Source organism: Salmonella enterica subsp. enterica serovar Typhimurium str. LT2 (genome assembly GCF_000006945.2).
Taxonomy (GTDB): domain Bacteria; phylum Pseudomonadota; class Gammaproteobacteria; order Enterobacterales; family Enterobacteriaceae; genus Salmonella; species Salmonella enterica.
Window position 1 is genome coordinate 1084711 of record NC_003197.2, and the last position, 19444, is coordinate 1104154.

The following is a 19444-nucleotide window of genomic DNA, read 5'->3' on the forward strand; positions in this document are numbered from 1 at the left end:
CCTCGTTTATCAGGCAAGGCCGGATAAGTCGGTTACGCCGCCATCCGGCACAACAAGTTCTGTTTTATCATTAGCCTGGGGCGGCGAAAGCCGCCTTTTTCTTTATCTGAAAAATCTCTCCGGGTAGTGCATTTTCTTTAAACTTCTTTACATTAGGTTAGGCAAAAACGTAACGAACTTTATATACTGGAGTTAAGCCTGACGAGTGAGCAGGCTGACTCGTCATACTAAACAAAAGCATTGGTTGCGGTTGACCCGCGCTGCGGGCAGCGCAGTCATGCGGAGTATGATAACGAAAACAGGGGGCAAGGGATGTTGCTTAATAAGATGTGTGGTCGTTGTCTGTCGGCAATCAGTTTATGCCTGGCCGTAACATTCGCTCCACTGTTCAATGCGCAGGCCGATGAGCCTGAAATGATACCTGGCGATAGCGCCGTTGCCGCGACGGATCTGGCTGGGCCGCAGAAGCAATCAGCCGCGACGGCGATTATGGCCGGGATTCAGCCGCTGCCGGAGGGCGTTTCAGCCGAGAAAGTCCGGGCTGATTTACAGTCGCAGCTTCCTTCCGGCTATACGCCGGTCTATATGAGCCAGCTGACATTGCTGTATGCCGCGCGCGACATGAAGCCCATGTGGGATAATCGCGATGCGGTGAAAGCCTTCCAGCAACAGTTGGCGGAGGTGGCGATTGCCGGATTCCAGCCGCAGTTTACCGCCTGGGTGGCATTGTTGACCGATCCCGCCGTAAACGGTATGGCGCGCGATGTTGTGTTGTCAGACGCCATGATGGGCTATCTCCATTTCATTGCGAATATCCCCGTCAAAGGCCAGCGCTGGTTATATAGCAACAAACCTTACGCATTGGCGACGCCGCCAGTCTCGGTGATTAACCAGTGGCAAATCGCGCTGGAAGAGGGCCAGTTGCCGATGTTTGTCGCCAGCCTGGCGCCGCAGCACCCACAGTATGCGCCCATGCATGATGCGCTGCTGAAGCTGGTGGCGGACTCTCGCCCGTGGCCGCAGTTGACCAATACCGCGACGCTGCGCCCGGGGCAATGGAGTAACGATGTGCCTGCGCTGCGCGAAATATTACAGCGTACGGGGATGCTGGATGGCGGTCCAAAGATAGCCTTACCCGGCGATAACACTGCTGATAGCGCCGTCGTCAGCCCCTCCGCCGTGGTCGACGAAACATCGGTGGCGCACGACGAACCAACGGCCCGCCGTAGTAAGCCGGCTCCGGCGGCACGCGCCTACGATCGTGAACTGGTCGAGGCGGTAAAGCGTTTTCAGGCATGGCAAGGGCTGGGGGCGGATGGCGTTATTGGCCCGGCGACGCGTAACTGGCTTAATATGACCCCCGCGCAACGCGCAGGCGTACTGGCACTGAATATCCAACGTTTACGCCTGCTGCCAGCGGAACTCTCTACCGGTATTATGGTAAACATTCCCGCTTATTCGCTGGTCTACTATCAGAATGGCAACCAGGTGCTGGCTTCAAGGGTGATCGTCGGGCGTCCCGATCGTAAAACGCCGATGATGAGCAGCGCGCTGAATAATGTGGTGGTGAACCCGCCGTGGAACGTTCCGCCCACGCTTGCGCGTAAAGACATTTTACCGAAGGTGTGGAATGACCCAGGCTATCTGGAGCGCCATGGCTACACCGTGATGCGCGGCTGGAACAGCAAAGAAGCGATCGATCCGTGGCAGGTTGACTGGGCCACCATTACGCCATCGAATCTTCCGTTCCGTTTCCAGCAGGCGCCAGGCGCGCACAATTCGCTGGGGCGTTATAAATTTAATATGCCGAGTTCAGATGCGATCTATCTGCACGATACGCCTAACCATACTCTCTTTCAGCGTGACGCCAGGGCGTTAAGTTCCGGCTGCGTGCGGGTCAATAAGGCCTCTGAGCTGGCGAATATGCTCTTGCAGGATGCTGGCTGGAACGATGCGCGGATCTCAGGCGCCCTGAAGCAAGGCGACACGCGGTATGTCAATATCCGGCAGAACATTCCAGTAAATCTTTACTATCTGACCGCATTTGTCGGCGCAGATGGACGTATGCAATATCGTACAGATATTTACAATTACGATCTCACAGCGCGATCCAGCGCACAAATTGTGCCAAAGGTTGAACAATTAATCAGGTAAATGAAGAAGTTCTGGTAAATATGTTGTCCTAATGTTTGGCTTCAACGGGGCGTTTCGCTGTAGACCCCCGTTGTGGCTGGGGGAGGGCCATCTTGACGCGGGCTTTATCGGCAGTTAAGGTGCCTTTCGTGCGCCAGAAGTGCATATACAACAACCTTTAAGTCGACCGGGCCGTTCAGAAGTCTGTGCCAGCCGGTATCATGTCTGCTTAAAGGTAGAAGTGTATTAACGATAACATTGACCTGTAGACCTGATTATCATGGACAAATTTGACGCTAATCGCCGCAAGCTGCTGGCGCTTGGTGGTGTCGCTCTCGGCGCCGCCATCCTGCCCGCGCCAGCGTTTGCCACACTCTCGACCCCACGCCCGCGCATTTTGACGTTAAACAATCTCCATACCGGAGAGTCAATCAAGGCGGAGTTTTTCGATGGAAGAGCCTACATTCAGGATGAATTAGCAAAGTTAAACCATTTTTTCCGTGACTATCGCGCGAATAAAGTCCGATCAATCGATCCCCGCCTGTTTGACCAACTTTACCGACTTCAGGGGCTGTTAGGGACGCGTAAACCTGTGCAGCTCATCTCAGGCTACCGTTCTCTTGATACCAATAATGAATTACGCGCCCGTAGCAGCGGCGTAGCGAAAAAAAGCTACCATACAAAAGGGCAGGCGATGGATTTTCATATTGAAGGCGTGGCGCTGAGCAATATTCGCAAAGCGGCGTTATCTATGCGCGCAGGTGGTGTAGGATATTACCCACGTAGTAACTTTGTGCATATTGATACCGGGCCGGCGCGGCACTGGTAATCAGCGAGGCTTAATCAAAGGAGCAGTATGAACTATCGTATTATTCCGGTCACCGCGTTCTCCCAGAACTGTTCATTAATCTGGTGCGAACAAACCCGGCTGGCGGCGCTGGTCGATCCGGGCGGCGACGCGGAAAAAATTAAACAGGAAGTGGACGCCAGCGGCGTGACGTTGATGCAAATTTTACTCACGCATGGGCATCTCGATCATGTCGGCGCGGCGAGTGAACTGGCGCAGCATTACGGCGTTCCTGTTATCGGTCCGGAAAAAGAAGATGAGTTCTGGCTGCAAGGACTGCCGGCGCAAAGTCGCATGTTTGGTCTGGATGAGTGTCAGCCGCTGACGCCTGATCGCTGGCTGAACGACGGCGATCGCGTCAGCGTAGGGAATGTGACGTTACAGGTGTTACATTGTCCGGGACACACGCCGGGACACGTGGTTTTCTTTGATGAACAGTCGCAACTGCTGATCTCCGGCGATGTGATTTTCAAAGGTGGCGTCGGGCGCAGCGATTTTCCTCGCGGCGATCACACCCAGTTGATTGACGCCATTAAGCGTAAATTATTGCCGCTTGGCGATGATGTGACCTTTATTCCTGGCCACGGCCCGCTCTCTACGCTCGGGTACGAGCGTCTGCATAATCCCTTCTTGCAAGATGAGATGCCGGTCTGGTAAGCAGAATGAAAAAGCCTGCACATTGCAGGCTTTTTTATCGGTCACGCCAGTCGGCAGCTTTTTACAGTACCGCGACAATGGCTTCGCACAGCGGCGCCATATTATCCGGGGTCATGCCCGCCACGTTCACGCGACCAGAAGCCACGGCATAAACGCCGAACTCTTCACGCAGACGCAGCACCTGATCTTTGGTCAGACCGCTGAATGAGAACATCCCGTTCTGCTTGATAATAAAGCTGAAGTCACGGTTCGCGCCTTTTTCCTGCAAGGTATTCACGAACAGTTGACGCATACGCTGAATACGCTGGCGCATGTCCGTCAGTTCCTGTTCCCAGATAGCGCGCAGGGCGTCATTACTCAGGATAGTCGCGACGATGGACGCGCCGTGCGCTGGCGGGTTGGAGTAGTTAGCGCGAATGGCGGATTTCATCTGGCTAAAAGCGCGATCCACGGTTTCCGCATCGGCGGCAACGAGGGTGCAGGCGCCGACGCGCTCATTATATAAGCCGAAGTTTTTGGAGTAGGAGCTGGCGACAATAAGCTCTTTATGCAGCGCGGCAAAGGCGCGCAGACCTTCCGCATCTTCTTCCAGGCCGCGGGCAAAGCCCTGGTAAGCGAAATCGAATAGCGGCAGCCACCCTTTTTCAACGGAAAGCTCAGCCAGAACCTGCCACTGTTCCAGAGTAGGGTCAATGCCGGTTGGGTTATGACAGCAACCGTGGAACAGAACCACATCGCCGGCCTGTGCTTCGCTCAGGCTGGCTTGTAGCGCTTCAAAATCCAGCGTGTGATTTTCCGCATCGTAGTAAGCGTACTCCCGAACTTCCAGGCCGGCAGCGTTAAACACGCTTTTGTGGTTCGGCCAGCTGGGGTTGCTCACCCACACCCGTTTTACCGGAGTATTTTTTGCCAAAAAGTCGGCGGCAATGCGTAACGCGCCGGTACCGCCCGGCGTTTGCGCCGTGCGTGCGCGCTTATCGTTAATCAGCGCGCTGCCTTTGCCGAACAGCAGTTCCTGAGTGCAGCGAGCAAATTCCGGAATCCCGTCAATGCCGAGATAGTTTTTCGTCGTTTCATTTTCCAGTAAATACTGCTCGGCTTTTTTAACGCTGGTGAGCACCGGTGTTTTGCCGGTTTCATCTTTATATACGCCAATGCCAAGGTTAATTTTCCCTGGACGGTCATCGGCGCGAAACAGATCGGCCAGGCCCAAAATCGGGTCGGCAGGAGCGGCGGTTATGTTCTCAAACATGACGAGGTTCCATTATAGTTACAGAAGGGAAATCCGCTATCAGGTTAACGGCAGATTTACAAAATGCCAACCGTTAGCGCTAAAAAGCCCGCCTGTTTTTGAAAGACGCACATTTTCTCTAAGAGAGATAAAAAAACAGGACCGAAGTCCTGTTTTTGAGGCATAAAACAAAGGGGTCTGCTGATCAGAACTGGTAAGTAATACCGACAGCCGCCTGATCGTCGGTGCCAACGTAGCTGGAGCTGTAGTCGTTTTCGTCCAGCAGGTTGAAACGGTAGTCAACCCATACGTTCATGTTTTTGTTGAAGTAGTAAGTCGCGCCCGCCTGAATATATTTCGCCAGATCGGCCGAGCCGCCGGCGCCGTTCAACTGCTTACCTTTACTCTGCACATACGAGATTGCCGGACGCAGGCCGAAGTCAAACTGGTACTGAGCGACCACTTCCAGGTTCTGCGTTTTGTTTGCCATTTCCACGGTATCGGTAACCGTATTTTCAACAATGCTCATATTGCGGGTTTCAGCATATACGGCAGCCAGGTAGACGTTGTTTGCATCATATTTCGCGCCAACGGCCCACGATTCTGCGCGATCGCCATTACCATCGCGATCCTGCTGATCGTTAGTACGCTTGCTGTTGCTGTACGCTGCGGTGACGCCAAAGCCGTCGAACTCATATGCCATGGTGTAACCTACGCCATCGCCATTCTGAGAGTTAATGCTGTGGTTGTCCTGATTTTTACCCTGATACTGGATACCGAAAGAGAGACCGTCCACCAGACCAAAGAAGTCAGAGTTACGGTAGGTCAACAAACCGCCAGCACGGCTGGTCATGTAGTTATCAGTATAGGCGCCGCCCCAGGTTTCGCCGGAGAAGTAGGGGGCCATATCGGTATAGGATTCAACATCATAAACGATACCGTAGTTACGACCATAATCGATTGAACCCACTTCCGCGTATTTCAAACCCGCGAAAGCCAGACGGACCAGATTCGAGTTCTGCTGTTCGCCTTCAGCGCGGTCTGCTTTAGTACGGTATTCCCACTGACCGAAACCGGTCAGATCGGTGTTAATCTGCGTTTCCCCTTTAAAACCAATCTGGGCATAAGTCTGGTCGGCATTTTTACTATCGCCGGTCGTTGTCCATACGTGACGACCCACGGCTTTACCGTACAGATCCAGCTTATTACCATCTTTATTATAAATTTCTGCTGCGTTTGCGGTTGCAGCAGCCAGCAGGGCAGGGATCACCGCTGCCAGGATTTTGCGCTTCATCATTATTTATTACCCTCATTGGTTTTTTTATATGACACCTGCCACTGCCGTCAATAAATTCCGTCAATAAAACTTTACAGAAATATTGATGAGAGTTTGGTGTCTTTATGTGTCTGACAGGCATCTTTCCATTCAAACTAACGTTTCGCTACCGTGAAAGTGCTACAAAGATAAAGATTTGGTTTCAAAAGGAAATAATATGTAAACAAATGTTATTTTTACGGAACTTTGTGAACAACGTCAAACTTCCCCTGAGTTATCGTTTTGATTTGATCGTTTTTCTTTTATATCCATGATTTTATTGAATTTATTTGTTCGCGACACCGTTGTGCCTGAAAAAGCAGCTGACGAGCTATTTCATAAAAATAGCCATTTAGAAGTCTGGATGTCTGAAATTGTGGTGAAAAATTGTGCTATTAGAGCAGAAAAATCTAATCCGCAATAAAATTAAGGATTAATTTTTATGTGTAAATATTTTCGTGAAATATACAGTAACAAGATGTGGTAATTCAGAGGGTTGTAATTAATTTTATTTACTTATTGATAATAAAACTGACATTCAGGCGAAAAAAAAGGCCAGCATAGCTGGCCTTGAGTGTGACGTAAAAATCAGAAGCTGGCGTTGCGTGGGGTCCGTGGGAACGGAATAACATCGCGCACGTTTTGCACACCAGTGACGTAAGCGATAAGGCGTTCAAAGCCCAGGCCAAAGCCGGAATGCGGTACAGTACCGTAGCGACGCAAGTCGCGATACCACCAGTAATCCTCTTTATTCAGCCCCATTTCGGCCATACGGGCATCCAGCACATCCAGACGCTCTTCACGCTGGGAACCACCGATGATTTCGCCGATTCCCGGCGCCAGCACATCCATGGCCGCCACGGTTTTGCCATCTTCGTTAAGGCGCATGTAAAACGCTTTAATTTCTTTCGGATAGTTTTTCACCACTACCGGCGCTTTGAAATGCTCTTCCGCCAGATAACGTTCGTGTTCGGAAGAGAGGTCGACGCCCCAGAACACCGGGTTTTCAAATGTCTTACCACAGCGTTCCAGAATGGCGACCGCATCGGTGTAATCCACCTGAGCGAAGTCGGTAGAGACAAAACGCTCCAGACGAGCGATAGCGTCTTTATCCACGCGTTCGGCAAAGAACTTCATGTCATCCGCACGCTCTTCCAGAACCGCGTTGAAGACATATTTCAGCATGGCTTCCGCCAGACGGGCGTTGTCTTCCAGATCGGCGAATGCCACTTCCGGCTCCAGCATCCAGAACTCCGCCAGGTGGCGGCTGGTGTTGGAATTTTCCGCGCGGAAGGTCGGCCCAAAAGTATAGATTTTGGACAGCGCGCAGGCATAGGTTTCACCGTTGAGCTGGCCGGAGACGGTCAGGAATGATTCTTTGCCAAAAAAGTCTTTGTCAAAATCTACTCTGCCCTGGTCGTTACGCGGCAGGTTTTCCAGATCCAACGTTGAGACGCGGAACATTTCGCCAGCGCCTTCGGTATCGGAAGCGGTAATCAGCGGGGTAGAGACCCAAAAGAAACCCTGCTCATCGAAGAAGCGATGCAGCGCCTGCGCCAGAGTATGGCGGACGCGCGCTACCGCGCCAATCAGGTTGGTGCGCGGGCGCAGATGCGCGACTTCACGCAGATACTCAATGCTATGGCGTTTTGCCGCCATCGGGTAGGTATCCGGATCTTCCACCCAGCCTGCGACTTCTACTTTCGTGGCCTGGATTTCGAAACTTTGCCCCTGTCCCGGCGACGCGACAACCTTACCTGTTACTACCACGGAGCAGCCTGTCGTCAGGTGTAATACTTCTTCATTATAATTGGGCAGAGAATTATTAATGACAGCCTGTACAGGATCAAAGCAGGAGCCGTCATAAACGGCGAGGAAGGAGATGCCAGCTTTTGAATCTCGGCGGGTACGCACCCATCCGCGCACGGTGACTTCTTGGTCAACGGCTACGCGGCCCTGGAGTACGTCGGCTACAGGCACAACGCTCATAATATTCTCTCTAGTTAATAGTCGGAAAAAATAAACACTTGTCCACCCGAAATGGGGGTATTCCTATGTTACCTGGCATCTGCAATCAGACAAGCAGAAATCGCATCTGGAAGCAGGTTTTCAGAAAGAAACCTGTAAAAAGTTCGCACCTGCTCGCGAACCATTGAGAATTTAGGCTGGTTTTGCAAGCTTTGCGCACGTTACTCGATCAGGACGCGCATCTCTTGCTTGGCGTTTTGCATCACGACAATCGTTTTAAAAGACTTTATATTGCCTGAGGAAAAGAAAAGCTCACGGGTAAGCGCTTCATATTCCGCCATGTCACGAACATTGAGCACCAGTAAAAAGTCGAAATCGCCCGTTACGTAGTAGACCTGCTGCACCTGCGGGCAACTGACAAACCGTTGACGAGCCTCTTCCAGTAAATTGAATCGCTCGTTTTCGATCACCACCTGCACCACAATCGTGACCGGGCGTCCCACTTTGCCAGCATCAATAAGGCTGACATTGCCTTTAATTATGCCCGCCTCCTCCAGTGCCGCGATACGACGATTCACTGCCGAAGGTGAAAGATTGACCTGTTCGGCGATTTCCCGCTGAGAAAGACGATTATCGCGCTGCAATAATGTCAGAATGTTTTTATCCCAGGCGTCAAGCTTCATATCGCAAATAACCTCTTTAATGTGATGACTATCACTGTGCGCAATTTTGCCGCGTCCAGGCCGTTAAAAAAAGGTGAAAATTGCACGACGATGGGCATTTTCGCGCCATTTAACAGCAATAAGCATAGTACTATCATAATCAGCGGAATAAAGAAAAGGACGTAATAGATATTGTGCGACTCTTTTATCAGTACGTTTATTAAAGTGAGGATAACCACTACTACAGCCACAAAACGCGAGTTCTTTGCTTGTTTCTACTCAATAATTGACAAAAATATATTATTTCAATAAATAAACTTTAACAAAAGGTATCATTATGCATGAGCTTATTAAATATCAGTTTAATACACGTCGGAAAAAATATGGTACAGGAGCGGCCTTAAGTTTGCTTAACGGAAATGTTGGGCATGAGGTGTTAGCATTTCATAAAAAATTACCCAATTATGCCGTCACGCCGTTACATAATCTGGCGCATCTAAGCCAGCGGCTTGGACTAGGGTCCATCCATATTAAAGATGAGTCCTGGCGTTTTGGCCTGAATGCTTTTAAAGGTCTGGGCGGCTCTTATGCTGTAGGAAAATATCTCGCTGATAAATTGCAATGTGATATTAACTCGTTAAGTTTTGCTGCCCTTAATACTCCTGAGATTAAAGAAAAAATTAAAGATTGTGTTTTTGTTACCGCGACGGATGGCAATCATGGCCGTGGTGTGGCGTGGGCGGCAGAGCAATTAGGTCTAAAAGCCGTCGTTTATATGCCTAAAGGATCATCGTTAATCCGGGCAGAGAATATTCGCCATCATGGAGCTGAATGCACCATCACCGATCTGAACTACGATGATGCAGTGCGACTGGCCCATAGAATGGCGCAAACAAAAGGCTGGGTGCTTTTGCAGGATACAGCCTGGACAGGGTATGAAGAGATCCCAACATGGATTATGCAAGGCTATATGACACTAGCGGTTGAAGCTTATGAGCAGCTCGCAGAAACAAACAGTCCGTTGCCAACCCATCTTATTTTACAAGCGGGGGTGGGATCGTTTGCTGGCAGTGTTATGGGTTATTTTGTTGAAAAAATGCAGGAAAATATCCCTAATATTATTGTGGTTGAGCCGCATCAGGCCAACTGTCTTTATCAATCCGCAGTTATGGATGATGGTCAACCTCACTGCGTCACTGGCGATATGGCGACGATAATGGCCGGGCTTGCGTGTGGGGAGCCGAATATTATCAGTTGGCCTATTATTCGGGACAACACCAGTTGTTTTATTTCCGCTGATGACTGTCTGGCGGCTAAGGGTATGCGTATTTCTGCCGCGCCGCGTCCAGGTACGGATACGCCTTTTATTTCCGGCGAGTCCGGAGCTATTGGCGTAGGGTTACTTTATGAGTTGATGAACAATATGCATTATCAGGATCTTGCTAATCGCTTACAGCTTGATGCCAGTGCTCATGTTCTGCTTATTAGCACCGAAGGTGATACGTCCCCAGATATTTATGAAGATATAGTCTGGAACGGACGCAGTGCTTAAACATTACGACTAAAAAATTAGATAATAAAGGTAGCATGTAAAAATGCGTTTTTTATACGCATAATAAACCTAATGCAGGAAGCAAGACTTTATAACAATATACCATTAAAACGGCATTTAGTGAGTAAGGGATGCTCCTACCCGCTGACTTTCCAGTTTAGTGTTGTTGGCAAAATTCAGGATTACGCTGAACTGGAAAGATTATTTCTGAGACTGAACGAATTAATTTAAATCCGAGGTCATTATGTTAGAGCAACTTTCACAACTCTTTGAATTTCTATGGGGTGGCCCATTATTTTTGTGTGTCATCGGCATTGGTTTTTATTTTACAGTACGCCTCAATTTTTTCCAGATTATTAATTTAAAAGACATTTACCGTAATACAATTGGTACACTTGCCGGAAAAAATAAACAAAACACTACTGGCGAGGTAGCGTCTAAAAAATCCTTAAAATCAATAGAGGTGGCTGCCACTGTGCTATCCGGCTCATTAGGCGCGGGAACGATCGCAGGTGTTGCTGCGGCTATTGCGGTTGGCGGGCCTGGAGCAATTTTCTGGATGTGGATCATTGCGGTCGTGGGTATGATGACCAAAATGGTTGAAGTGACGCTGGCGGTGAAATACCGAAGTAAAGGTGAGAATGGCGAATATTATGGCGGCCCAATGCATTATATTAAGAAAGGGCTCAATAAAAAATGGCATCCCCTGGCAGGATTATATGCGTTTGCATTAATGATTCTGGTTATTACGGATGCCTGTTTTGTGCAAACTAATACGATGGCGGCGGTCATTCACTATACGTTTGACATCCCAACAAGCGTCATCGGAGGATTTATTGTCATCGTAGGCGCGTTGGTTATTTTAAAAGGACTCTCCAGTCTTGGTAAATTCTGTACGATTGCACTTCCACCGATCACCATTGCCTATTTCATTGGTGCCGCTGGTGTAGTGGTATTGAATATCGAGGCTATCCCACAGGTTATAAAAAGTATTTTCTATTATGCCTTTGCCCCTGCGCCAGCAGCCGGTGGCTTTGTCGGGTCAACCATCATGATGGCCATCAGTAAAGGAGCCAGTCGCGGAATATTCACTAACGAAGCCGGCATGGGTACCTCGGCCACAGTACATGCTACTGCCAACGTGGATTATGCTTTCCGTCAGGGAATGTGGGGGGCAGTGGAAGTATTTTTTGTCTCAATGATTACCTGTAACTTTACCGCATTTGCTGTACTTGCTTCTGGTATGTGGACAGACGCCAGTTATCAAGGTATTCAGATTATCTTTGCCGCCTTAAAAGAAACATGGCATCCGATTATTGTTCAGGTTCTCTGTCTCGGTGTGGCGTTGATTCTGTTTACTTCTTATCTTGGTTCATATATTAAATTTCGCACTTCGATAAACTATATCTTTGGCGATAAGCTAGAACGCATCATTAAATGGCTATATTTTTTGCCGCCACTGATTGCCGTTAATATGGAAATCCCGGTAATCTGGTTAATGGCTGATATTGCTGTCGGTTTTCTGGTTATCCCCAACGTAATTGCTCTGTTCTTGCTGCGTAAAGAATTTATTAGCGAATTCAATTTATTCAGAACGCGTACACAGCGGGACACTAATTCTGAAAAAACAACGCAAATTACGCACGTAAATATGTCGAAGAGTGAAGGGAAAGAGGAGTAACCATCGCGGCCAGAACAGGTAAGATGGTCAGAAGAGTAACAAAGCGCCCACTTTCCGGGCGCTTCGCACAGGCATGGTTAACTTGCTTTACGCACCTGCGGGAGATCGAACGCTTTACGCAGCGCGCGCACAAACGCTTTATCATGACAGATCGTTTTACCGGGGCTGTCGGAAAGTTTAGCCACCGGCTTTCCGTTACATTCCACGAGCTTAATCACGATATTGAGCGGTTTTACCTGAGGGATATCGCAGGTCAGGCGGGTACCGATGCCGAAGCTTAACTGCACGCGAGAGGCGAAATGGCGATAGAGCTCGACCGCCTTTGGCAGATCAAGGTTATCTGAAAAGACCAGCGTTTTTGTCAGCGGATCAATCCCCAGCTTTTCATAATGGGCAATCGCCTTTTCGCCCCATGCGACAGGGTCTCCTGAGTCGTGGCGTAACCCCTGATAACGGCTGGCGAATTCAATGCCGAAATCGCGTAAAAACGCATCCATTGTAATGCAATCTGTCAAGGCGATACCAAGCTGGTCCGGATATTCGTTAAGCCAGGCGGCCAACGCGGCACGCTGGCTGGTCGCCAGGTCCGGACTGATTTGTTGATGCGCCTGGAACCATTCGTGCGCCTGAGTGCCCATCGGCGTCAGCGCCAGGCGACGCGCGAGATCATAGTTGCTGGTGCCGACGAACCATGACTCCTGCTGGAGACGTTTAACTATCGCCTGCTGCACTTCACGAGAGAAACGGCGGCGGGTGCCGAAGTCCATCAGGTGGAAGCGGGACATATCGAGATTGGCGGTTAACGCAGTGAAATCAACCAGCTTACTTTCCAGCGCGTCGAGCGCCTGATCAACACCCGCGTTTGGCGAGCGGTAGTGATGAACCAGCTCACTGATCACGGCCAGCAGCGGCACTTCCCACATAATGACTTCACGCCACGGGCCGGTTAAGCGAATATTCAGCTTGCCGTTATCGTTGGTGACACAGACTTGAGCTGGGTTATAGCGAAACTCGCGTAACCAGTTCAGATAATCCGGTTTAAAAAAGGGCAGGCCGGAGAGCCACTGGAACTCGTCCTCCAGGAGGCGCAGGTGCTGCATCGCGTCCACCTGCTCGCGAATAGCATCGGCATAAATACCCAGCAGGTCGTCGCCACGGCAACGAAACTCAGCCGCTACCTGCACATCATAGTAGTGGTGAAAAACGGCTTGCTGCATATGCAACTTATAAGCATCTGTATCCAGCAACGAGTGCAGAACAGGAGAAGCGAATTGTGTCATAGGTGCGCTGTTGCGTCCTCTCACGGGAGCGTTTAGTACAATAAACAACTAAGAAAACCGCTGGAGTATACCTTGTTTAGCGATTTATTGAACCCCGATCACACCATAAGCTGTCTTTAGGGTCGAGCGCATTTCGTGCCCCATGTTATAAAAATGTAGCGATGCGACTGCTAACCCCTTGAATTTAAGGATTTCTACTGCGCTGCTACCATGCTTTGGGGCAGTGATGGGGCATAGCGGAAAAGTGCCTGGTTGAGCAGAGAAACCTGTTCTGCGCTCTTCTCTGACATCCACTTTCCATACACCTTGTAAACCATCTGTGCATCGGTATGCCCCATCTGCGTTGCTATAAAGTTTGGGTTAGCACCAGCTGATAATGACCAGCATGCATAGGTATGTCGTGACTGATACGCGTTACGGTAACGAATGCCGGCACGCTTGATTATCGGGGCCCAAATTTTATTAATGGAATTAACCGCGTAGTGATATCCTGTGCGAGGTCCACGTTTGACGCATTGAGGGCTGAATACGAACGTGCAGGGCTGAATGACAGATTGTCCATATTCCCGCAACTTCACTTCAACCTCAAACTGCCGGCCAAGGCGTGTCAACTGGGCCTGATTCCTCAGGGCATCAATAGCTGGTTGAATGAGATATATCACCCTGTCAGTACCTGCGTCGGTTTTTGGCAGGGTGAACTCATCCGTCTGGGTAAGGTTGCGCTTCACAATGATCGTCCCGGCATGCAGATCGATATCTTCCCAGGCCAGACCGCACAACTCCCCATGCCTCATTCCGGTATAGACTGCCAGTGACCAGAGATTTCTCATCTGCTGGTGTCCGCATGCCTGGATAAACCTGATGAACTCGTCTGTCGTGAGTGGATCTGGTTCCCCTTTCGCTTTCTTGAGACGGTTAATTCCGCTAAACGGGTTTTCCTTTGCATAGCCGTTATCTGTTCCAAACTGGAAGATCTCGGCCATCAGCATCATGTAATTATTCACTGTGGACGATTTCCGGCCTTTAACCTGAGTCCGGTGATCCTTCTTCATTACCTGAAAGCCCGTCAGCAACTCCTTCCTGACATACAGCAAATCCTCAGTAGTCACCGCAGAAACCATTTTGTTTTCGCCGATGAGTGGAAGCATGTTTTTTATGATAGATTCGTACCTACTCATGGTATTAGAGCTGATCTCCATTCTCTTCAGCTCGGACCATCTTTCGGTAAGCTCCAGCACAGTAATTTCCTTTCTATCCTGACCGAACCGGGCAAGGTTCGGTGAGTTTGGGAATTTTTCCACATAGTTAAAATTCCCCATCCTTATCGCAAAACAAACCGAAGAACGCAGTTCGCCAGCTATCTTGCGATTTTTTGCAGTGTCAGGGATACCAAGGTTTTCCCTGACACGTTTACCTTTATACAGAAACCAGATGCGGAGCGAACCGCCGTGGTTTTCGACGCCTGTCGGGTATGATGCATTAGCCATTAATCCCTCCTGACGTCCAGGAGCATTGACGAGTGTACAGCTTTTCATGTTGTCTTCGCACCTGGTTGATTTTTTTTCTGCGCCTCGATCCACTGATCAACGGCTTCTCTGTTGTATATGCATTCGCTCGAAGGCTTCGGATTTCCGTCTGGTGAAATGTGCAGGTACTCGCGGCCCAGCATCCAGGATTCTTTTCTGGCGCGGGTAATGGTTCCGGGCTTAAGCCCGGTAACCGCAATCAGAACTTTTTCGCTAACCCACTTGTTTGGCGTCAGTTGGATAATGTTGCTCATCGTTTTCTCCAGTGGCCCCGCAGCGGGCCATCGCTAATATTCAGTTTGCCTGTGCTGGCAGATTTCTAAGTTTCCGGACGCCGATCATTGCGGTGGCTACGTAGCTGGTGGCCCGGTTAACTACTTCAACAGGCACCTTTACGCCATCCACTACAACGGTGTAATTGGTAACGTGCTTTTGTCTGCCGTAATCGCCGAACTTTTCATGATGCGCCGCCAGTGCAACATCACATGCGCGACGGCCCAATGGCGATTGCTTACTGCGATTTATAAGGCGCATAAAACCTCCTCAGGCGGGAGGGCGTAACCCCTCCCGATGCAATTAGCCGATGTATTCCGGTTTCATATCGTCCAGGGTGACGCGGTACTTATCGTGCAGTTCGTCGCCAAGATGGCGTTTAGCAGCGCCAAGCGTGCTTTCAGCTTTAGCAAACATCTCTGCGGCTTCCGGTTCGCCAGGGTTTGGAATTGAGTTGATCACTGCCTCGACTTTGTTCTGTGCATCGACCTGGTAATAGCGCTTCACTGCTTTGTTTTTTAATTCGGTGAACAGCGCAGTACCCAGCAACGCTTTCTGTGATTCGATATCCGCACGGATTGCTTTTGCCTGATCAACGGAACTTGCTGTATCAATGCGTTCGCGAAGATCGTCGGCAACAGCATCAACGTTAGCTGCCGACTCCTGCGCGCTGGTCCTGGTGCTAACCTCGCTGGTGATTTCCTGTACGCTCATGCGCTGGACTGGAGCAGGGTTAATCTCGCGTTCTTCTCGTTGCTCAACCTCATCAGGGCTGTACACGCCGAGGATCACTTCCGGGCAGTACAGGCGAGCCCAATATTTAACGCCCAGATAGGCAATTTGCTGTTTAGGGTTTGAAACCCATAGCGGAGAATTGCGGGTAACAACGCCGGAGAGGTAAAGAGGTTCTCCCCAGGTGATTTCAGATTCACCTCGCAGAATGGCACCAACCTGAACGAACAGGCCGATCTCGTCCTCATCTGTCCAGCCACGAACGCGCTCAGTGACGGTGTACTTCCCATTTTTACCGTTTTTATCGCGTGTGATTTCCTGTGTCCTGGTGCAGCGCTCCCAGTCACCCCCATAGCGGTAATGAAAACGGCCATGAATGGCACTGGAGCTTGCGATTACTGCGTTGACCAGTTGTGCCTCGTAACCAAGAACACCGTTAACCAGGTGTGTTTTCTGAGCCACAGCGTAAGGGTTCATGCCCCATTGCATAGCCTGCATGACGATAGCCATACAGTCGGCTGGTTTCCCTGCAAGGTGTGCCGGTACCGTCACCTGTGAGTCTGCCATCAGGTTAGCGAAAGCTGTTAACTGACCCAGTGCCTGAACGTTAAAAATTGCGTTACTGGCAGAAATGGTGTTTGGTGCCTGCTGCTCAGTGGTAACAATATTTGTGTTTTCCATGATTTTCCCCTTATGCCTGTACGCGCAACGCTTCAAGGCGGCGCACATCAAAATCGTTCAGTTCGTCGGTGTAGTCTTCTGTGATAGGCGCTGACCATTCACCAGTGTCGAAGCCGTTTGCTATCTCTCGCATTGTTTTGCGGTATTCCAGCATGCCAAGTTCCAGCAACTCGGTAGACGCCTCAATGATGGCGACCCAGTGGTAGTTCTCGTCTTTGTTGACGAAAATCCAGAAAAACTGGTCCAGCGCCGCAGTTTCGCAGTACATGGCCGCGCTCAGGTGATAGTCCCGATCGATGATTTCCCGGTGCAACTTCGCACGCAGGCCTTCCTGCTTGATGTTCCACATGCTGATAGTTTTCAGGTCGGCGCCAATGCGCAGGCCGCCCATATCGAGCTCAAGGTCAGGGCGTACCCGAACTTCCAACCCGGTTTCCTCATCAATCCCAAAATAGCTAACCTCGACAGCGCGGCTTGGGTGAGTCAGCAATTTGCCGGCGGTCGGGTGCTCCAGCAGGGCTTTCTGAATGTTCAGCGCGGTGCTGAGCTGTTGGCGGGTGACCAGCACTTTCCCTTCGGTGTTCTCCCGCCACGCATCCAGCAATTCGTCGGCGAATACCACTGCCGGGTTGACTGATTTCACGGCCTGAATCAGATCGGCCTTCGTGCCAGAGACTTTCAACGGCGACGATTTTTGCGCTTCCTGAGCGACCAGGTCAGGGTTGATTATTGCCAGTTGCTCCAGCAGCGCGTCACGGCTGCCGCTGGTTTTAACCGGCGCGGGCAGGGTGACGTTGTACTCTTTGATGCAGGCTTTCATCGCCGTGGCTGTATGTTTGGTGCCGTTTTCAATGCGCTGGAATTCTTCGGGAAGCTGCTCATACGATGCATAGGTTTCATCTACCGAAGCTCCAAGCGGCATCTGCGACGGCAGGGTGGCGTTGTACTCTTCCAGCAGCGCTTTGATATCGTCAGCACTCAGCAGCGCTGGCAGGCTGGCGTTGTGCGCGTCGATGAACTCGCGCAGGGTGGCGGTGGTGGTGAAAGCACCCTCAGGGATCTCCGGCTCTACGCTGAACTCCGCTTCGAGGTTTTCCGGCTGTAGAGCCAGAACATGTACCAGGTTGCCCATATCAAGCACTGGAGAGCGCTCTTTGACGATAGTTTTCTCTACGTGACGCGCGTTAAAGTACATCAGCGACACGCGAGCATCTTTCACCTGAGTTGAGCTGATCCCATTGGCGGCGTGGTAAACTTCGTTTGGTACACCTTCATAGCGGCCCGGCTCGAAGTATTCCGGCCAGGCTGCTTCTGGCTCTTCTTGTTGCGATTCCGGTACGTTTTGTTGCGCCTCAGCCTGATTCTGGTTCTCTACGGTAACTGCTTCTTTACCAGTACCCAGATCGTCTTCGCCTGCCTGCACCGCATCACCAGCCTGTTTTTCATCACTGTCAGCTTTTTGAACCTGCACATTGCTGGTGGTCTCCGGATTCGTTTCTGTGCCATGAGTTGATGAGTTCTGCATTAAAGCGGACACGTCGAAAATACCGTTGCCAACATTTTTAACCAGTTCAGGTTCGGTGGTCGGCTGGCTTGTCCCGGTTTTCACCCATTTTGGGTCGTTCGGGTCGCTGATGCCTTCCACATATTCACCGCGCGCGGCGGCAAGCTGTCGGTTGGCTTCTTCTACCGCGTCTTTTTCCGGAGTGTGTCGGGCAGCCGTGAGAGCTTCCTCGGTGGGGTTCTCGTGATCAGTCTCCGTTAAGTTGGCGTTGATATACCCCTGAAGGCGTCCGGGGTAGTGATAAAACTCAGGGTGTGCGCTTCGGATCAGCGCGAAAATAGCGGCGCGGGAATAATCCAGGATACCGGGCGTTGCGCGAAGTGCTGCGGACCATTCTTTGAACGGACTTTCCTTTTTCTTTACGATTTCTTTTGCGCGACGGTAAACGCTGCCAGGTAGCTCATAGATATTAAAGTCCATAGGCAAAGTGGCCATTGCAATCTCTACGTCCAGAGTATCGAGAGTGTGTTCGTAATCAGGGTTACGGTCAGTCTTATTGCCACCGCCAGCGTTGGCGCCGCTTTCAGTGCGTTGAATAGCCGATACACGGTTGCCTTTCGCCCACTCCTTAACGAGCAAACCGCGATCGATATGCTCCGTCTCGAACCATGTTTTAAGGAACTGGATAACAGTCGCCAGTTCAGGAGTTTTTCCATCGACAGGGAATACTTTTTTAACGGCATTCACTATTTTGTGAATGTCATGTTCAATGGCTTTCTTGAACGCTTCAACATTCTCGGCGGCAAGCAGCAGGTTCTGGACATATGAATTATCGGTGTCCATTTCGAGACGCAGAATTTCTTTTTTCTGGGAGGCGTCGACGTGATAAAGATACTCACCTTCACCTATGTACTGAGCAAGAACGCGGTGACGGAGAGGCATAGTTGCGACAACAGTCAGCTCGGGGGCTGGGGCTGTTGCCTGGGCAGGGCTGTTGCTTTCGTTACCAAAATTTTCGGTGTGGTCTTCCAGCACTTCGCCTGTTTCGGTATCAACACCATCGACGATATGCTGGCGCGCCGCGGCGGCGGCTTCAGATGATGGCAGGGTGACGCCGGGGATTTGCGTCCAGGTCATATTGTCTTTAGCGAGTTGATAGTAATCGCAGAAAGTGAGGCTCAGTTCGCCTTCCGGCGGCAGCTCGTTAACGACAGGGAAATTAGTAGCGACAGCTTTGAAATAATCTTTCAGCTTCGCACCGGATTTAATCAGAAGATAATCCAGTGTTGCATTTGCCGCTTCAAAATCATCACTGCACCAGAGTACAGCGTCTTTCTGGCCTGATGATTTCTTTGCTTTGCGGACTAAAAATACAGGATTAGTTCCACTCATTGTTTTGTCC

At 50.5% G+C, this 19444-nt stretch carries 15 protein-coding genes and 26 other annotated features; of the genes, 5 read left to right on the forward strand and 10 right to left on the reverse strand.

Annotation, left to right across the window (positions count from 1 at the left end; all coding sequences use genetic code 11):
- The first annotated feature begins 299 nt into the window (after positions 1 to 299).
- Positions 300 to 305, forward strand: a ribosome-binding site (putative RBS for ycbB; RegulonDB:STMS1H001279).
- The 3 genes from ycbB (at position 300) to ycbL (ending at position 3637) form a co-directional block, all read left to right on the forward strand.
- Positions 300 to 2154 (forward strand): putative periplasmic protein gene (gene ycbB / locus STM0995; RefSeq protein NP_459970.1). Within the gene, positions 313 to 2154 belong to an annotated coding region; the region does not span the whole gene. It overlaps the preceding feature by 6 nt.
- 259 nt (positions 2155 to 2413) lie before the next feature.
- Complete coding sequence (gene ycbK / locus STM0996) at positions 2414 to 2962, forward strand: putative outer membrane protein (RefSeq protein NP_459971.1); 549 nt, start codon at positions 2414 to 2416, stop codon at positions 2960 to 2962.
- A gap of 17 nt (positions 2963 to 2979) precedes the next feature.
- Positions 2980 to 2985 (forward strand) — a ribosome-binding site (putative RBS for ycbL; RegulonDB:STMS1H001280).
- The gene (gene ycbL / locus STM0997) for a putative metallo-beta-lactamase (RefSeq protein NP_459972.1) occupies positions 2980 to 3637 on the forward strand. Within the gene, positions 2990 to 3637 belong to an annotated coding region; the region does not span the whole gene. Its footprint overlaps the feature before it by 6 nt.
- A 61-nt stretch (positions 3638 to 3698) precedes the next feature.
- Here ycbL and aspC read toward each other — a convergent pair.
- From aspC to STM1001, 4 genes are all read right to left on the reverse strand, one after another.
- The gene (aspC, locus tag STM0998; protein ID NP_459973.1) for an aspartate aminotransferase occupies positions 3699 to 4902 on the reverse strand. Within the gene, positions 3699 to 4889 belong to an annotated coding region; the region does not span the whole gene.
- Positions 4897 to 4902: a ribosome-binding site (putative RBS for aspC; RegulonDB:STMS1H001281), on the reverse strand. (Overlaps the previous gene by 6 nt.)
- A gap of 171 nt (positions 4903 to 5073) precedes the next feature.
- The gene (gene ompF, locus STM0999; RefSeq protein ID NP_459974.1) for an outer membrane protein 1a (ia;b;f), porin occupies positions 5074 to 6265 on the reverse strand. Within the gene, positions 5074 to 6165 belong to an annotated coding region; the region does not span the whole gene.
- Positions 6174 to 6179 (reverse strand) — a ribosome-binding site (putative RBS for ompF; RegulonDB:STMS1H001282). It overlaps the preceding gene by 6 nt.
- Positions 6241 to 6249 (reverse strand) — a -10 signal (putative -10_signal for ompF; RegulonDB:STMLTH004717).
- Positions 6257 to 6265 (reverse strand) — a -35 signal (putative -35_signal for ompF; RegulonDB:STMLTH004717).
- Positions 6266 to 6316: 51 nt before the next feature.
- Positions 6317 to 6327 (reverse strand) — a protein binding site (putative binding site for OmpR, RegulonDB: STMS1H000334).
- Positions 6318 to 6352: a protein binding site (putative binding site for IHF, RegulonDB: STMS1H000229), on the reverse strand. (Overlaps the previous feature by 10 nt.)
- A gap of 2 nt (positions 6353 to 6354) precedes the next feature.
- Positions 6355 to 6367: a protein binding site (putative binding site for Lrp, RegulonDB: STMS1H000265), on the reverse strand.
- Positions 6357 to 6367 (reverse strand) — a protein binding site (putative binding site for OmpR, RegulonDB: STMS1H000322). It overlaps the preceding feature by 11 nt.
- Positions 6363 to 6373 (reverse strand) — a protein binding site (putative binding site for OmpR, RegulonDB: STMS1H000323). (Overlaps the previous feature by 5 nt.)
- 3 nt (positions 6374 to 6376) lie before the next feature.
- Positions 6377 to 6392 (reverse strand) — a protein binding site (putative binding site for IHF, RegulonDB: STMS1H000218).
- 32 nt (positions 6393 to 6424) lie between these two features.
- Positions 6425 to 6475: a protein binding site (putative binding site for IHF, RegulonDB: STMS1H000220), on the reverse strand.
- Between the two features lie 91 nt (positions 6476 to 6566).
- Positions 6567 to 6579: a protein binding site (putative binding site for OmpR, RegulonDB: STMS1H000326), on the reverse strand.
- Between the two features lie 192 nt (positions 6580 to 6771).
- Positions 6772 to 8181 (reverse strand): asparagine tRNA synthetase gene (gene asnS / locus STM1000; protein NP_459975.1). Within the gene, positions 6772 to 8172 belong to an annotated coding region; the region does not span the whole gene.
- Positions 8176 to 8181, reverse strand: a ribosome-binding site (putative RBS for asnS; RegulonDB:STMS1H001283). (Overlaps the previous gene by 6 nt.)
- 191 nt (positions 8182 to 8372) lie before the next feature.
- Positions 8373 to 8840, reverse strand: a protein-coding gene (locus STM1001) for a putative leucine response regulator (protein ID NP_459976.1). Within the gene, positions 8373 to 8834 belong to an annotated coding region; the region does not span the whole gene.
- Positions 8835 to 8840 (reverse strand) — a ribosome-binding site (putative RBS for STM1001; RegulonDB:STMS1H001284). (Overlaps the previous gene by 6 nt.)
- Positions 8841 to 9139: 299 nt before the next feature.
- Positions 9140 to 9145 (forward strand) — a ribosome-binding site (putative RBS for STM1002; RegulonDB:STMS1H001285).
- Here STM1001 and STM1002 point away from each other — a divergent pair.
- Positions 9140 to 10365, forward strand: a protein-coding gene (locus STM1002) for a putatiave diaminopropionate ammonia lyase (protein ID NP_459977.1). Within the gene, positions 9151 to 10365 belong to an annotated coding region; the region does not span the whole gene. It overlaps the preceding feature by 6 nt.
- Before the next feature lie 238 nt (positions 10366 to 10603).
- Positions 10604 to 10609 (forward strand) — a ribosome-binding site (putative RBS for STM1003; RegulonDB:STMS1H001286).
- Positions 10604 to 12046 (forward strand): putative transcriptional regulator, Lrp family gene (locus STM1003; RefSeq protein ID NP_459978.1). Within the gene, positions 10610 to 12046 belong to an annotated coding region; the region does not span the whole gene. It overlaps the preceding feature by 6 nt.
- Positions 12047 to 12123: 77 nt before the next feature.
- On the opposite strand, the gene pncB is transcribed toward STM1003, so the two are convergent.
- The 6 genes from pncB to STM1009 form a co-directional block, all read right to left on the reverse strand.
- The gene (pncB, locus tag STM1004; RefSeq protein NP_459979.1) for a nicotinate phosphoribosyltransferase occupies positions 12124 to 13511 on the reverse strand. Within the gene, positions 12124 to 13326 belong to an annotated coding region; the region does not span the whole gene.
- Positions 13341 to 13346: a ribosome-binding site (putative RBS for pncB; RegulonDB:STMS1H001287), on the reverse strand. (Overlaps the previous gene by 6 nt.)
- Positions 13484 to 13492, reverse strand: a -10 signal (putative -10_signal for pncB; RegulonDB:STMLTH004462).
- Positions 13503 to 13511: a -35 signal (putative -35_signal for pncB; RegulonDB:STMLTH004462), on the reverse strand.
- A gap of 9 nt (positions 13512 to 13520) precedes the next feature.
- Positions 13521 to 14821, reverse strand: a protein-coding gene (locus STM1005) for a Gifsy-2 prophage integrase (protein NP_459980.1). Within the gene, positions 13521 to 14813 belong to an annotated coding region; the region does not span the whole gene.
- Positions 14816 to 14821, reverse strand: a ribosome-binding site (putative RBS for STM1005; RegulonDB:STMS1H001288). (Overlaps the previous gene by 6 nt.)
- A gap of 36 nt (positions 14822 to 14857) precedes the next feature.
- Positions 14858 to 15113, reverse strand: a protein-coding gene (locus STM1006) for a Gifsy-2 prophage excisionase (RefSeq protein NP_459981.1). Within the gene, positions 14858 to 15106 belong to an annotated coding region; the region does not span the whole gene.
- Positions 15108 to 15113, reverse strand: a ribosome-binding site (putative RBS for STM1006; RegulonDB:STMS1H001289). (Overlaps the previous gene by 6 nt.)
- A 33-nt stretch (positions 15114 to 15146) precedes the next feature.
- Positions 15147 to 15394, reverse strand: a protein-coding gene (locus STM1007) for a Gifsy-2 prophage protein (protein NP_459982.1). Within the gene, positions 15147 to 15386 belong to an annotated coding region; the region does not span the whole gene.
- Positions 15389 to 15394: a ribosome-binding site (putative RBS for STM1007; RegulonDB:STMS1H001290), on the reverse strand. Its footprint overlaps the gene before it by 6 nt.
- 34 nt (positions 15395 to 15428) lie before the next feature.
- Positions 15429 to 16590, reverse strand: a protein-coding gene (locus tag STM1008) for a Gifsy-2 prophage protein (RefSeq protein NP_459983.3). Within the gene, positions 15429 to 16586 belong to an annotated coding region; the region does not span the whole gene.
- Positions 16549 to 19441, reverse strand: a protein-coding gene (locus tag STM1009) for a Gifsy-2 prophage exodeoxyribonuclease (protein NP_459984.1). Within the gene, positions 16549 to 19434 belong to an annotated coding region; the region does not span the whole gene. The genes STM1008 and STM1009 overlap by 42 nt, the downstream gene beginning before the upstream one ends.
- Positions 16585 to 16590, reverse strand: a ribosome-binding site (putative RBS for STM1008; RegulonDB:STMS1H001291). (Overlaps the previous gene by 6 nt.)
- Positions 19436 to 19441: a ribosome-binding site (putative RBS for STM1009; RegulonDB:STMS1H001292), on the reverse strand. It lies within the gene STM1009.
- Positions 19442 to 19444 lie beyond the last annotated feature (3 nt).

Excerpts from the sequence above, each read along its gene's own strand:
- STM1008 (NP_459983.3), bottom strand. The coding sequence starts at position 16,586 with ATGTGCGCCGCCTTGAAGCGTTGCGCGTACAGGCATAAGGGGAAAATC.
- STM1009 (NP_459984.1), bottom strand. The coding sequence starts at position 19,434 with ATGAGTGGAACTAATCCTGTATTTTTAGTCCGCAAAGCAAAGAAATCA.
- aspC (NP_459973.1), bottom strand. The coding sequence starts at position 4,889 with ATGTTTGAGAACATAACCGCCGCTCCTGCCGACCCGATTTTGGGCCTG.
- STM1001 (NP_459976.1), bottom strand. The coding sequence starts at position 8,834 with ATGAAGCTTGACGCCTGGGATAAAAACATTCTGACATTATTGCAGCGC.
- ompF (NP_459974.1), bottom strand. The coding sequence starts at position 6,165 with ATGATGAAGCGCAAAATCCTGGCAGCGGTGATCCCTGCCCTGCTGGCT.
- ycbL (NP_459972.1), top strand. The coding sequence starts at position 2,990 with ATGAACTATCGTATTATTCCGGTCACCGCGTTCTCCCAGAACTGTTCA.
- STM1007 (NP_459982.1), bottom strand. The coding sequence starts at position 15,386 with ATGCGCCTTATAAATCGCAGTAAGCAATCGCCATTGGGCCGTCGCGCA.
- STM1002 (NP_459977.1), top strand. The coding sequence starts at position 9,151 with ATGCATGAGCTTATTAAATATCAGTTTAATACACGTCGGAAAAAATAT.
- STM1005 (NP_459980.1), bottom strand. The coding sequence starts at position 14,813 with ATGGCTAATGCATCATACCCGACAGGCGTCGAAAACCACGGCGGTTCG.
- asnS (NP_459975.1), bottom strand. The coding sequence starts at position 8,172 with ATGAGCGTTGTGCCTGTAGCCGACGTACTCCAGGGCCGCGTAGCCGTT.
- ycbB (NP_459970.1), top strand. The coding sequence starts at position 313 with ATGTTGCTTAATAAGATGTGTGGTCGTTGTCTGTCGGCAATCAGTTTA.
- pncB (NP_459979.1), bottom strand. The coding sequence starts at position 13,326 with ATGACACAATTCGCTTCTCCTGTTCTGCACTCGTTGCTGGATACAGAT.
- STM1003 (NP_459978.1), top strand. The coding sequence starts at position 10,610 with ATGTTAGAGCAACTTTCACAACTCTTTGAATTTCTATGGGGTGGCCCA.
- STM1006 (NP_459981.1), bottom strand. The coding sequence starts at position 15,106 with ATGAGCAACATTATCCAACTGACGCCAAACAAGTGGGTTAGCGAAAAA.
- ycbK (NP_459971.1), top strand. The coding sequence starts at position 2,414 with ATGGACAAATTTGACGCTAATCGCCGCAAGCTGCTGGCGCTTGGTGGT.